We start from the raw sequence: 13,647 nt of genomic DNA on the forward strand, positions 1-13,647 counted from the left end.
CGCCGTGAGCAAAGCCACCCGTTGGGCCTGGATCATCTCGCTGGTCGCACTGTCCGGCGCGGGGCTGGTGTTGATGTTCTTGCTGGCCCTGTCCACCAACAATCGGCAGCTCTACGAGCAGTACTACGGCTGGCTGCTCGGCCTGAACGTGGCCATCGCCACCTTCCTTGCGCTGGTGATCTCGATTGCCGGCGTGCGCCTGGCGGTGCGCATGCGACGGCGCAAGTTCGGCAGCCGGTTGCTCGCCAAGCTCGCCGGCATCTTCGCGATGGTCGGCGTGCTCCCGGGTCTCATCATCTACACCGTCTCGTATCAGTTCGTCTCCCGCAGCATCGAGAGCTGGTTCGACGTGCGCGTCGAAGGCGCCCTGGACGCCGGCCTCAACCTCGGGAGGGTGACCCTCGACACGCTCGTCAACGACCTGTCGGTCAAGACGCGCAGTGCGGCCGAGCGGCTCGCCGCCGAGAACCGCGATGCGGCGCTCGCGTTGGCGCTCGAGCGCATCCGCGACCAGCTCTCCGCCCAGGACGTGGCCCTGCTGGGACCGAACGGGGCGCCCATCGCGGCGGTGGGGATCGCGCGCGAGGCGCTCACCCCCGAGCGCCCCACGTCTCAGCGCCTGCGAGAAGCGCGCACGCAGCGCGTGGTCTCGCAGCTCGAAGGGCTCGACGGCGAGGCGGTGCAGCCGCGCATCCGTGTGCTCGCGCACGTGCCCTCGTCTTCGTTCAGCCTGGCCGCCGAGGACCGCTATCTGCAGGTGACGCAGCTGCTGCCTTCGACGCTGGCCGCCAACGCGATCGCCGTGCAGAACGCGTATCGCGAGTACCAGCAGCGTGCTCTGGCCCGCGAGGGGCTGCGCACGATGTACATCGGCACCCTCACGCTGACCCTGTTCCTCGCGGTGTTCGGGGCGGTGCTGCTGGCCGTCATCCTCGGCAACCAGCTCGCGCGGCCGCTGCTGCTGCTGGCCGAGGGCGTGCGGCAGGTGGCGCAGGGCGACCTCACGCCGAAACAGGTGTTCGCCTCGCGCGACGAGCTGGGAGGCCTGACCCGCTCGTTCGCCGACATGACGCAACAGCTGTCGGACGCCCGCGCGCTCGTGCAGCGCAGCCTGAGCGAGCTGGAGGCGGCCAAGACGAACTTGCAGACCATCCTCGACAACCTCACCGCCGGCGTCATCGTGCTCGACCCCGCCGGACGCATCGAGACCGTCAATCCGGGGGCGACGCGCATCCTGCGGCTGCCGCTCGGAGCCTGCCTCGGCCGCACGCTCGCCGAGGTGCCGGGCCTGGAGGCCTTCGCCGGCGAGGTGCAGCGGTTGTTCGACATGCACGCAGCCGGCAGCGAGGCCGCCGAGCGCGACCACTGGCAGCAGTCCATGGACCTGCAACCGCCCCCCGATGCGCCGGCGGGGCGCGGACCCATCACCCTGCTCGTGCGCGGTGCCTGGCTGCCGCAGCAGGCGCGGCTGCTGGTCTTCGACGACATCACCGAGGTCGTCTCCGCGCAGCGGTCCGTCGCGTGGGCCGAAGTGGCGCGGCGTCTCGCGCACGAGATCAAGAACCCGCTCACGCCCATCCAGCTGTCCGCCGAGCGGCTGCAGCACAAGCTCGAGTCCAAGCTCGAAGGGCCGGACCAGCAAATGCTCGCCCGGTCGGTCGCCACCATCGTCAACCAGGTGGGCGCGATGAAGCAGCTCGTCAACGAGTTTCGCGACTACGCGCGCCTGCCCGCGGCCAAGCTGGCGCCGTTGGACCTCAATGCCCTCGTCAACGAGGTGATCGGCCTGTACGGCGCGGCGATCGAAGCCGGGCGCCTCAAGGTGGAATGCGAGCCCGGCCTGCCGCGCATCATGGGCGATGCCACGCAGTTGCGCCAAGTGGTGCACAACCTGCTGCAGAACGCGCTCGATGCGGTGGCCGAGCGCCCCGATGGCCGCGTGCGCCTGTGGACCGAAGCCTCGCGCGCCGAGGACGGGGGCCTGCGCGCGGTGCGCCTCGTGGTGGCGGACAACGGGCCCGGCTTCGCCGAGGGCGTGCTGGCGCGTGCGTTCGAGCCCTACGTGACGACCAAGAGCAAGGGCACCGGCCTGGGGCTTGCGGTGGTCAAGAAGATCGCCGACGAACACGGCGCACGCATCCGCCTCAAGAACCTGCCGGCGCCGCCCGAGGCCCCGCCGGGCGTCGCGGCGGGCGGGGCGCAAGTTTCGCTATCATTTTCGACGTTCGCTCCATCCAGCCCTGCGTGCCCAGACGGCGCCTCCACGGTTGCCGGAGCAGGAAGTTGACTGCATGGCCACCATACTTGTTGTTGACGACGAGCTCGGCATCCGCGCCCTGCTGTCGGAGATCCTCACCGACGAAGGCCACACCGTGGAGCTGGCCGAAAATGCCGCGCAGGCCCGGGCCTTTCGCGAGCGCAGCCGCCCGGATCTCGTGCTGCTCGACATCTGGATGCCCGACGTGGACGGCATCACGCTGCTCAAGGAGTGGGGTGCCAGTGGCCAGCTGACGATGCCGGTCATCATGATGTCGGGCCACGGCACCATCGACACCGCGGTGGAAGCCACCAAGTTCGGCGCGATGGCCTTCCTCGAAAAGCCGATCACGCTGCAGAAGCTGCTGCGTGCGGTGGAGCAGGCCTTGTCGCGCCAGACGCCGGCGCGGCCGTCTGCATCGCCGCTCGCGCCTGCGACCCCCAACCACCTGGCCGGCCGCCCGGTCGCCGCCGACGGCGTGCCGGCGCACGGCGCCGGGGGGGCTGCGCTGGCACCCGCCCAGGGCAATGGCCCGCAGGCCGAGCAAGTGTTCGTGCTCGACCGCCCGCTGCGAGAAGCACGCGACGCCTTCGAGAAGGCCTACTTCGAGTTCCACCTCGCCAAGGAAAACGGAAGCATGACCCGCGTGGCCGAGAAGACGGGCCTCGAGCGCACGCACCTGTACCGCAAGCTCAAGCAGCTGGGGGTGGACCTCACGCGCAACAAACGCAGCCACGGAAACTGATATACTGTGAGTCTTCGCTGGCCTGGTAGCTCAGTTGGTAGAGCAGAGGACTGAAAATCCTTGTGTCGGTGGTTCGATTCCGCCCTAGGCCACCACCATTCAGCGCCCAACCCTCTCCGGTTGGGCGTTTTCGTTTCCGGGTTCCCCGACGCCGCGCGGGGTTCCGGGCCATTCTGCCTGCGCCGCGCCCCACTGCCGGGGGCGCCTGAATGGGGCAGGTTCGACTCTGCTCCGCCCTCTCTTCTCTCGAAACCTGCGCCAACTTCTTGGCGCAAGCGCACGCAAGCGGCCTTGCGCCACCGTGACTTACACCTGCGTCACGCAGAGCAGTTGCCCATGGCGCTTGCTCGGGTGTCAGCCCGGTCGGTTCAACAGCGATCGGGGCCATTGCTGGAAGCTCATGCGGTCCAGCACCTGGTACTCGCAGTCCTCGTCGCTGAGGTTGTACAGCGACTGGATGAACAGCAGCCGCACCATCACCTCGGTGGGGTACGGCGGGCGCCCGCCTTTGCTACGGTCAGCGCGAGGGCAGGCGGTGTCGACCCGGGCGGCAATGGCCGCGAAGTCGATCAGTTCGTCCATTGCTGCCAGGTTGGCAATGAAGCCGCCGAGCTTGGCTTGGCGCTGGTCCTGCACGAACAGGTCAGCGCCAGGCTGGTGACGCCAGAAAGACGAGGGCTTGATGCGCGGGGTGATCATGGGCGACATCATGCCGGCTCACTGGCGACAACGGTTAGGGAGGTTTCGAGAAGTGCCCCAAAGGCACTTGGGCTGGCTCGCCCCAACTGCTTCACCTCATCAGGTTCCGCCTGGGAACTCCAGGCAGAACCGGGTCCTGCCCTGCGCGGACGTCACGCTGATCGATCCTCCATGGGTTTGCATAATGGCGCGGGTAATCGCCAATCCCAGCCCTGCGCCGTCGGTTTCCGGATGTGACCGCGATGGGTCGGCCCGGTAAAAGCGATCGAACAGGCGCGGCAAGATCTTCGGCTCGATGTCCTCGCCGGTGTTCTCGACGCTCACCCGGGTGGCTTGGGAAGACTGGCTGATCTCGATCGTGACCTCGCCATGTGGCGGCGTGTGGCGCAGCGCGTTCGAAAGCAGATTGCTCAGGGCACGGCGGAACATCAAGCGATCACCGACGATCTCGCCCTCACCACGCTGAGCCAGTCTGACGCCCTTCTCATCGGCGACCGCCTCATAGAACTCAATCAGGGCGTGCGTTTCCTCGGCTGCCGAGAAACGTTCCCGGTTCGGCAGCATCATCCCGCGTTCGGCCTTGGCCAGGAACAGCATATCGGACACCATGCGGCCCAGACGCTGCAGTTCCTCGGCATTGGAAGCCAGGATCTCCCGGTAGGTATCGGCATCGCGCCGGGTAGCCAACGCGACCTGGGTCTGGGTCAGCAGGTTGCTCAGGGGGGTGCGCAGCTCATGCGCCAGATTCGACGAGAACTCCGACAGTCGCGTGAACGCGTCTTCCAGCCGGTCCAGCATCTTGTTGAGTTCGTGAGCCAGATCGGCCATTTCGATGGGTACCGCCTCGACGGGCATGCGCTGGTGCAGCCGCTGGCTCGTGAGCGTGGTGGCTCTGGATTTCATGGCACGCAATGGCGCCAGCCCCTTGTACGCGGCAAACCAGCTCAGCAAGCCACAGATGACGATCGTCACGACGGCATAGGTCATCAGGGTGCGCCGCAACTCCAGCATGAACCGTGTGTGATGCGCCGTGTCCATGGCAACGAGGATGTCCAGCCGCGTCGTTGCGTCATAGGCTGGAATAACCCGGACACGCATCCCGCGAAACGCCTGCCCTGCGTCGGCCCAATGGATCAGCGCGTCGTTGCCGTTGCCTTCATCCGCCGGTGACAGTTCGCGCGGGAGGCGAAATCCTTCGGACTGGAAGAGCGTTTCACCTTTCGAATCGTGGACGCTGACGTACAGCCCGTGATGGTGGCTCAATGCCTCACGCAGCAGCCACTTGGCGTCCTCGGTCGAATTGGATCGCGCCAAAATATCCTCGATCAGGTGCTGCTTGTCCTGCAGCGCCATGTGATCCAGCTCGATGAAATGCCGCTCGGATGCAGCGATGACCAACAAGGCCAATCCAAACACCACAGCCCCAGCCGCCAACGTAAAGAAGAGGGTGAGCCGGGTCGTCAGTGACAGGGAGCGAAACATTCAGCGCTCCTCCGGTGCTTCCAATACGTAACCCATGCCACGTACGGTGTGGATCAGCTTGACCTCATGACCCTCATCAATCTTCGCGCGCAAGCGCCGGATGGCCACCTCGATCACATTGGTATCGCTGTCGAAATTCATGTCCCAGACCTGCGAGGCGATCAGCGAGCGGGGCAGAACCTCGCCATGACGGCGCATCAGCAGTTCCAGCAAGCCGAACTCTTTGGCCGTCAGGCTGATTCGTCGCCCGCCGCGTGAAACGCGTCGGCGCAGCAGGTCCAGTTCGAGATCGGCCACGCGCAGCACGGTGCTCTCGTTGCCACTGCGCCCCCGGCGCAGGATCGTGCGCACGCGGGCCAGCAATTCGGCAAAGGAGAAAGGCTTGACCAGATAGTCGTCCGCACCGAGTTCAAGGCCTTTGACCCGGTCTTCCACCTGATCGCGTGCGGTCAGGAACAGCACCGGCATCTGCAGGCCGCGATGGCGCAAGGACTGCAGTACCTGCCAGCCGTCGAGGCCGGGCAGCATCACATCCAGGATGACCAGGTCGTACTCGCCCTGCAAGGCCAGGTGCAGACCATCGGCGCCGTCTTGCGCCAGATCGACCACGAAACCCGCTTCGCTCAAGCCTTGTCGCAGGTAGTCGCCCGTTTTGGGTTCATCTTCGACCATCAATATCTTCATGCGGATGCTCGGCCGTATCCGATAAACGCCAGTGTGACGATTTTTAGCGCACCTGACGCATTGATGACAAACATGTAATCGTTCAGACAGCTTCCTGACAGCGGTGCGCCCCTAGCATCCCAGCACTCATCCGCCGAATTAGAAACTCACTGCAGAAACTCTCCGCGAGGATCCCATGCCCCCTTTGAGACCGTTTCATTCACCATGGCCGTCCGTGCCCTCGCGGCGGCGCTTCGTGCGCGGCTTGGTCGCCGGCGGCGTGATGGTCGGCCTGTCACCCTGGGTGCGTGCTGCGGCGCAGGGGCTGGCCGACACGCGCACGGGTGCGGCGCCCGTGCTCAGCGGCACGAACATCGACCTGGTGGTTGCCGAGTCGCCGGTCAACTTCACCGGCAGGCCAAGGATGGCGACCACCATCAACGGCTCCATCCCGGCGCCAACGCTCAAACTTCGGGAAGGCGACACGGTCACCATCCGCGTCACCAACCGCCTGCGCGAGGCCACCTCGATCCACTGGCACGGGATCATCCTGCCCTACCAGATGGACGGGGTGCCTGGGGTCAGTTTCCCGGGCATCGCCCCTGGCGAAACCTTCACCTACCAGTTTCGCCTCGAACAAACCGGCACCTACTGGTATCACTCGCACTCCGGCACGCAGGAGCAGACCGGCATGTACGGGGCCTTGATCGTCGAGCCGCGTGAGGCAGACCCCATCCGCGCCGACCGCGACCATGTCGTGCTGCTGTCCGACTGGACCGACGAAGACCCCATGCGGGTGCTCGCCAAGCTCAAGGCGCAAAGCGACTACTACAACTTCAATCAGCCGACGGCGATCGATTTTTTCCGTGACGTGGCCGACATGGGGCTCTCCCGCGCACTGGACAAACGTGCGATGTGGAACCACATGCGGATGAACCCGACCGACCTGGCCGATCTCTCGGGGGCGACATTGACCTACCTGATGAACGGCGTCACCCCTGCCGGCAATTGGACTGGCCTGTTCCGGCCGGGCGAGCGCGTGCGTCTGCGGTTCATCAACGGCGCGGCCAACACCTTCTACGACGTGCGCATCCCGGGGCTCAAGATGACGGTGGTGCAAAGCGACGGGCAGAACGTCGAGCCCGTCACCGTCGATGAGTTCCGCTTCGGGCCGGGCGAGACCTACGACGTGATCGTCACGCCCCGAGAGGACGCCTACACGATCTTCGCGCAATCGATGGATCGAACCGGCTTCGCCCGCGGCACGCTCGCGGTGCGCGAGGGCTTGAACGCCGCCGTGCCTGCTCTCGATCCCGTCGAATGGCTCACCATGGCCGACATGATGGGCGCGATGGACCACGGCGCGATGGGGCATGGCGGCTCGGCCATGGGCGCGATGGACCACGGCGCGATGGGCCACGACATGCCGGGCATGAAGCACGACATGTCCGGCATGAACCATGGCGCGATGGCCATGGATCACGGCCAGCACGCGATGCATGGCATGACAGGCGGCGCGATGGCCAAGCCCAGCGCCACGGTCCGTCACGCACGCACGGAATACGGCCCAAGCACGGATATGCGGGTGGACATGCCGCGCACCAATCTTGACGATCCGGGCATTGGCCTGCGCAACAACGGCCGGCGCGTGCTGACGCTGGCCGACCTCAAAACGATCGGCGGCCCTCTCGATCCTCGCGGGGCCGAGCGCGAGATCGAGCTGCACCTCACCGGCAACATGGAGCGCTATACCTGGTCGCTCGACGGCCTCGAGTTCGGCAAGAGCACGCCGGTGCATCTGAAGTATGGCGAGCGGGTGCGCATCATCCTGCACAACGACACGATGATGACCCACCCGATGCATTTGCATGGGCTGTGGAGCGAGGTGGAAACACCCGACGGGCAGTTCCTGGTGCGTCGCCACACCATCCCGGTGCAGCCCGCGCAGCGCGTCAGCTTCCTCGTGACCGCCGACGCCCTGGGGCGTTGGGCCTGGCACTGCCACCTGATGTTGCACATGGACATGGGCATGTTCCGTGTGGTGGTCGTGTCATGAAACTCATCCCAAGTAGATTCGCCATGAAACCCTGCTCTCTCTTCACGGCGGCGCTGGTGCTGCTCGGTGCGGCGCCCGTCTGGGCGCAAACACCGACGGAAGGCGGCGCCCATGCCGCGCACTCGGGCGCGGCTGCCGCCCCAACGCGCGCCCCATCGTCCGCGAACGCCACCATGGACCACGGCAGCATGCGCATGCAAGGCGGAGCCGCCCCCGCCGATGCCCGCGATCCGCACGCGTATGCCAATGGCTTGACCTTGGAGTCGGGCCCGTACGCATTTCCTGGGCCACGGCAACTGCGGCTGTCCGATGAACATGCGTTTGGCAGCGTGCTCCTCGATCGCCTGGAGCGCGTCGACACGAAGGACGGCAACGCCACCGCCTATGAGGCGCAAGCCTGGTTCGGCGGCACCTACGACCGCCTGGTCCTCAAGGCCGAAGGGGACGTCGCCGACGGCAAACTGGAGGAGGCACGCACCGAGGTCCTTTGGGGCCACGCGGTGGCTCCGTTCTGGGACACCCAACTCGGGGTGCGGCAGGACAGCGGCGCCGGCCCTGACCGGACTTGGCTCGCTGTGGGCATCCAAGGGCTCGCCCCGTACTGGTTCGACGTCGATGCCACGGCCTACGTCGGCGGCGCGGGACGCACGGCACTGCGCCTGTCGGGCGAGTACGAGCTCCTGCTCACCCAGCGCCTGATTCTGCAGCCCCGCATGGAAGTCAATCTGTATGGCCGGCGCGATGAAGCGCGTGGCCTGGGAAGTGGGCTGGCCGATGCGGCGGCAGGCCTGCGCCTGCGTTACGAGTTCTCGCGCCAGTTCGCGCCCTATGTCGGCGTCGAATGGGCGGGCAAGTTTGGACAGACGGCGGATTTTGCGCGCGCCGAAGGGCAGCGCACCCGGCAAACGCGGTATGTGGCGGGCGTGCGCCTGTGGTTCTAGCAGCGCCCACGCACAACCACGATCTCATTCACGAATCCCATCAGGAGCATCCAATGATGAAGAAAACCTTGAGCGTTTTGGCGCTGAGCGCGTTGCCTGTGTTGGCGCTGGCCGCCGGCAATCATCAGGGCGGCCATGGCATGGCCGGGCACGACATGCAAGGCATGCACGGTTCGATGCACGGTGGCGCATCACACTCCAACGTCGGCAAGCCAGGCGATCCCGCCAAGGTCGACCGCACCATCGAGGTGGTCATGGACGACACGATGCGGTTCACGCCCGCCACCATCACGGTCAAAAAGGGCGAGACGATCCGCTTCTTTGTCAAAAACGCGGGCAAGGTGCCGCATGAAATGGTGGTCGGCTCCTTGCAGGAGCTCAAAGAACACGCTGAGATGATGCGCAAGATGCCGCAGATGCAGCATGCCGAGCCGAACATGGTGACGCTGCAGCCCGGCCAGCGCGGCGGGCTGGTCTGGCTGTTCGATCAGCCCGGCACGGTGGACTTCGCTTGCCTCGTCCCCGGCCATATGGAAGCGGGCATGGCGGGCAAGATCGTCGTCGAGTAAGCAGCATCACCGGGAGTCCTTGTCATGCACCAAACCGGTGATCAACCGTTCCCCCGGCGGCGCAGGCTGCTGCTGGCGGTGCTTGCGCTGAGTCTTCCCTCCCTGGCACCAGCCGCCGCACCGCAGACGCTTGCCGTGCAGGTGTGGAAGGACCCGAACTGTGGGTGTTGCAAGGACTGGATTGCCCACCTGGAGAAAAGCGGATTCCGCGTGAATGCCGTCGACCAGGGCAACGGCGCGGCCCGCGCTCGCCTCGGGATGCCGCAGAAATTCGGTTCCTGCCATACGGCCCTGATCCAGGGCTATGTGATCGAAGGCCACGTACCCGCCACGGACATCCAGCGGCTGCTCAAGGAAAAGCCCCAAGCCCTGGGCTTGGCGGTGCCGGGCATGCCCATTGGTTCACCCGGCATGGACGGGCCGGTGTATGGCGGCCGACGTGATGCCTACCAGGTCTTGCTGGTTGGGAAAGACGGGTCGGCACAAGTGTTCAGTTCCCATCCATGAAGAAACCCCTCACCCGGCGATGAGCGCGACGCATCATGATCACCACCCCGACACGCGTGGCTCGTCCGGCCTGAGCCGGCGTGTCAGGATCGCGTTGCTGATGGTGGCCCTCATCGGCGGCTTCTACCTGCTGCGCGAGCACTGGAGCCATGTCGCAGGCAATTGGGTGTACCTGTTGCTGCTAGCGTGCCCGCTGATGCACCTGCTGCATGGCCACGGCAGGCATGGCGCACTGCCCGACAACCGCCCCGACAAAGAGGCCTGAAGCCATGGACCTGCGATCTGCGCACGACCACCGCCGACACACCCACGACCACCCGAGCGCACAGCAGCGGGCCGAAGGTCTGAAGGACCCTGTCTGCGGCATGGACGTGACCGCGCAGTCCGAGCACCACGTCGAACACGCAGGCCGGCGCTTTTATTTCTGCAGCGCCCGGTGCCGGGCGAAGTTCGTCGCCGAACCGGCGCGCTATGCCCACAGCGGCCACGCGCCTTCGCCTGTCGAAGCGCCGGCGCTGGCCGCAGGAACCATCTACACCTGCCCCATGCACCCCGAGATCCGGCAGGATCACCCCGGTCATTGTCCGAAGTGCGGCATGGCGCTGGAGCCGGTGCTGCCCGATCTCCAAGAAGAAGAGAGTCCCGAGCTGCGCGATTTCCAGCGCCGCTTCTGGTACACCCTGCCGCTGACCGTCATGGTCACTGTGCTTGCCATGTTCGGCCACCAGTTGCATTGGTTCGAGGCGCGCACACAGACCTGGATCGAACTCGTTCTGTCCCTGCCCATCGTCCTGTGGGCGGGTCGGCCGTTCTTCGTGCGCGGCTGGCAGTCCGTGGTCCATCGCAGCCCGAACATGTGGACCCTGATCGGGCTGGGCACCGGGGCGGCGTTCGTCTACAGCGTGGCGGCGACCGTGGCCCCACAACTGTTCCCGGACTCGTTCGTGTCCATGGGACGGGTCGCGGTGTACTTCGAGGCGGCGGCGGTGATCATTTCCCTGACCCTGCTGGGGCAGGTACTGGAACTCAAGGCGCGTTCGCAGACCTCGGCCGCCATCAAGTCCTTGCTCGGACTGACCCCCAAGACCGCCCGGCGCCTTCGCGACGATGGCACGGAAGAGGACGTGCCCCTGACGCACATCCATGTCGGCGATCGGCTGCGCATTCGACCCGGCGAAAAGGTTCCGGTCGATGGCACCGTCCTCGAGGGCCGCAGCGCCGTGGACGAATCGATGCTGACGGGCGAGCCCCTGCCCGTGACCAAGCAGGCAGGCGACAAGGTCATCGGCGCGACACTCAATACCAGTGGCGCGCTCGTCATGGTCGCCGAACGTGTCGGCGCGGCGACCATGCTGTCCCAGATCGTGCAAATGGTGGCGCAGGCGCAGCGGTCCAAGGCGCCGATGCAGCGCATGGCCGATGTCGTGGCGGGCTATTTCGTGGTCGCGACGGTGTCCATCGCCGTGCTGACCTTTTTTGCCTGGGGCCTGTTCGGGCCGGAACCGCGCTGGGTTTTTGGCCTCATCAACGCCGTGGCTGTGCTGATCATCGCCTGCCCCTGCGCGCTGGGCTTGGCCACGCCCATGTCGATCATGGTGGCGACCGGGCGAGGGGCTACGCAGGGGGTGCTGTTTCGCGATGCCGCCGCGATCGAGAAAATGCGCCAGGTCGATACCCTGATCGTCGACAAGACCGGCACATTGACCGAGGGCCGGCCGCGCTATCAGACGACGATCGCAGCCGAAGGCTTCACCGCCGACGAGGCCTTGCGACTGGCTGCCAGCCTCGACCAGGGCAGCGAGCACCCGTTGGCCGAAGCCATCGTCACGGCCGCGCGCGAGCAGGGCCTGGTGCTCTCACGCGCCGAGGAGTTCGACTCGCACTCAGGCATCGGCGTGCGCGGGCGCGTCGATGGACATGCCGTGGCACTGGGCAACACCGCGCTGATGGAACAGCTCGGTGTGGACGTGCGGCCATTGGCCGAGCGGGCGGAGGCGCTGCGCACCGAGGGGGCCAGCGTCATGTATCTGGCCGTCGATCACGCGCTCGCCGCAGTCCTGGCCGTCGCCGACCCGGTGAAGAAGACCACACCGCAAGCGCTGGCGTCGCTGCGCGCGGAGGGCTTGCGCGTCGTCATGGCCACGGGCGACGGTCTGACCACGGCCAAGGCCGTGGCGGCGCGCTTGGGCATCGATGAGGTGCATGGCGAGGTCAAGCCCGCCGACAAACTGCAACTGGTGGAGCGGCTGCAGCGCGAGGGGCGTATCGTTGCGATGGCTGGTGACGGCATCAATGATGCCCCGGCCTTGGCAAAGGCCGACGTCGGTATCGCCATGGGCACCGGCACCGACGTGGCGATGAACAGCGCACAGATCACGCTCGTCAAGGGTGACCTGCGCGGTATTGCGGTGGCGCGCGCCTTGTCAGTGGCCACGGTCCGCAACATGAAGCAGAACCTGATGTTCGCCTTTCTCTACAACGCACTGGGCATTCCCATTGCGGCCGGCGTGCTGTATCCGCTCACCGGTTGGCTGCTTTCACCGTTGATCGCCGCCCTGGCGATGAGTCTCAGCTCCGCATCGGTGATCGGCAATGCGCTGCGTTTGCGCGGCGTCCGTCTTGTCTGAACACGAGGATCGTCGCGCGTGCCGTGGTGGGTGCTGGTTGCACTCCCAGATCGCTGGGTCTGTCGTATCGGTTGCCACCCGACGTTGGACACCTGATCCCTATCGAGGCCTGGAATGCTCTCGACCACGGCACTGAGGGCCCGGGATTGCTCAATCGTTGAGAGAGTGGGTTGGATTCCGGTCGCGTCTGCACCACCATCCTTCCACGCCCAACCCTCGCCGGTTGGGCGTTTTCGTTTCCGGGTTCCCCGACACCGCGCGGGGTTCCGGGCCATTCTGCCTGCGCTGCGCCCCACTGCCGGGGGCGCCTGAATGGGGCAGGTTCGACTCCGATCTGCCCTCTCTTCTCTCGAAACCTGCGCCAACTTCTGATCAGCGAGGCGCAGCGCGGGCCGAGCGGGTGTCGCCTTCGGCCGTCCCAGAAGCCTCGATCACGTTGGGATGTCCAGCCGGATGGAGCCGCGCCTCGAAGGCGTTGTGGATGGCGAGGCCGATCGCTGCTCCCACCAGCTCGGCCAGCATGAAGCCGGGAGCGCTGGCAGGCGCGATGCCAGCAAAGCTGTCGCTGAACATGCGACCGACGACAGCGGCCGGATTGGCGAAGGACGTGGATGCAGTGAACCAGTAGGCCGCGCCGATATAGCTGGCGACCATTGCCGCCGCGCGGCCCGCTGGCGCGCGCAGGATCACCAGCAGCAGCCCTGCAGTCGCCACGGCCTCCGCGATCCACTGGCCGGTACCCGTCCGCATCTTGGTAGAGAACTGCAGGACGGCCAAGTCGAACATGGCGTGCGCCAGCCACGCACCGAGGATCGCGCCGAACAACTGCGCGGCGATGTACGGGAGCAGCGCAGTCCTCGGCAGCTCGCCGCGCCACGCCATCACGGCACTCACCGCCGGATTGAAGTGCGCCCCGCTGATCGGGCCGAACACTTCAATCAGGATGTATAGCCCGCCGACCGTGGCGAGCGTATTGGCCAGCAGCGTGACAGCGACGTTGCCGCCGGCCAAGCGCTCGGCCATGATGCCCGAGCCGATCACGACGGCCAGCAGCAGCGCGGTACCGAGCGCTTCGCCAGCCAACTTGCGGGGCAGGTCCAT

The 13,647-nt window shown here is 66.2% G+C and carries 11 protein-coding genes, 1 tRNA gene and 1 pseudogene; 9 read left to right on the plus strand and 4 right to left on the minus strand.

Annotated elements, in window-relative coordinates; translation table 11 throughout:
* Nucleotides 1-4: 4 nt before the first annotated feature.
* The 3 genes from OMP39_RS01490 to OMP39_RS01500 all read left to right on the plus strand — a co-directional run bounded on the left by OMP39_RS01490 (nt 5) and on the right by OMP39_RS01500 (nt 3,097).
* Entirely contained in the window at nt 5-2,287 is a 2,283-nt protein-coding gene (locus tag OMP39_RS01490; protein WP_264893057.1) for a sensor histidine kinase, read from the plus strand.
* A 4-nt stretch (nt 2,288-2,291) separates the two neighbouring features.
* Complete coding sequence (locus OMP39_RS01495) at nt 2,292-3,002, plus strand: response regulator (RefSeq protein ID WP_264893058.1); 711 nt, start codon at nt 2,292-2,294, stop codon at nt 3,000-3,002.
* A 19-nt stretch (nt 3,003-3,021) separates the two neighbouring features.
* Nucleotides 3,022-3,097: transfer RNA gene (locus tag OMP39_RS01500), tRNA-Phe, on the plus strand.
* A gap of 289 nt (nt 3,098-3,386) precedes the next feature.
* On the opposite strand, the pseudogene OMP39_RS01505 reads toward OMP39_RS01500, so the two are convergent.
* From OMP39_RS01505 to OMP39_RS01515, 3 genes and pseudogenes are all read right to left on the minus strand, one after another.
* Nucleotides 3,387-3,713, minus strand: a pseudogene (locus OMP39_RS01505) (transposase); the annotation flags it as partial.
* Between the two features lie 87 nt (nt 3,714-3,800).
* A complete protein-coding gene (locus OMP39_RS01510; RefSeq protein ID WP_104302218.1) occupies nt 3,801-5,183 on the minus strand; it encodes a heavy metal sensor histidine kinase in 1,383 nt (460 codons plus the stop codon).
* The gene (locus tag OMP39_RS01515) at nt 5,184-5,867 is read right to left on the minus strand and encodes a heavy metal response regulator transcription factor (RefSeq protein WP_264893059.1); all 684 of its coding nucleotides are present in this window, start codon (nt 5,865-5,867) and stop codon (nt 5,184-5,186) included. It lies immediately after the preceding gene.
* A 175-nt stretch (nt 5,868-6,042) separates the two neighbouring features.
* Here OMP39_RS01515 and OMP39_RS01520 point away from each other — a divergent pair, with 175 nt between their 5' ends.
* From OMP39_RS01520 to OMP39_RS01545, 6 genes are read left to right on the plus strand one after another with little or no spacing between them, the layout of a single operon-like run.
* Entirely contained in the window at nt 6,043-7,902 is a 1,860-nt protein-coding gene (locus tag OMP39_RS01520) for a copper resistance system multicopper oxidase (protein ID WP_264893060.1), read from the plus strand.
* A 23-nt stretch (nt 7,903-7,925) separates the two neighbouring features.
* Nucleotides 7,926-8,843 carry a copper resistance protein B gene (locus OMP39_RS01525; protein WP_264893061.1) on the plus strand — a complete coding sequence of 306 codons (918 nt, stop codon included), beginning with the start codon at nt 7,926-7,928 and terminating at the stop codon, nt 8,841-8,843.
* A 56-nt stretch (nt 8,844-8,899) separates the two neighbouring features.
* Nucleotides 8,900-9,412 (plus strand): cupredoxin domain-containing protein, encoded by a 513-nt coding sequence (locus OMP39_RS01530; RefSeq protein WP_264894606.1) that lies wholly within the window; start codon nt 8,900-8,902, stop codon nt 9,410-9,412.
* Nucleotides 9,413-9,436: 24 nt separating this feature from the next.
* Complete coding sequence (locus OMP39_RS01535; protein ID WP_133598516.1) at nt 9,437-9,919, plus strand: DUF411 domain-containing protein; 483 nt, start codon at nt 9,437-9,439, stop codon at nt 9,917-9,919.
* A gap of 19 nt (nt 9,920-9,938) precedes the next feature.
* The gene (locus OMP39_RS01540) at nt 9,939-10,184 is read left to right on the plus strand and encodes a DUF2933 domain-containing protein (RefSeq protein WP_062196592.1); all 246 of its coding nucleotides are present in this window, start codon (nt 9,939-9,941) and stop codon (nt 10,182-10,184) included.
* Nucleotides 10,185-10,188: 4 nt separating this feature from the next.
* Nucleotides 10,189-12,546, plus strand: a complete 2,358-nt coding sequence (locus OMP39_RS01545; protein ID WP_264893062.1) for a heavy metal translocating P-type ATPase — start codon at nt 10,189-10,191, stop codon at nt 12,544-12,546.
* Nucleotides 12,547-12,918: 372 nt separating this feature from the next.
* Here OMP39_RS01545 and OMP39_RS01550 read toward each other — a convergent pair whose 3' ends face one another.
* Entirely contained in the window at nt 12,919-13,647 is a 729-nt protein-coding gene (locus OMP39_RS01550) for an aquaporin (protein WP_264893063.1), read from the minus strand.

Origin of the sequence: Schlegelella aquatica, from assembly GCF_026013905.1 — a bacterium.
In the GTDB taxonomy this organism is placed as follows: Bacteria; Pseudomonadota; Gammaproteobacteria; order Burkholderiales; family Burkholderiaceae_C; genus Caldimonas; species Caldimonas aquatica.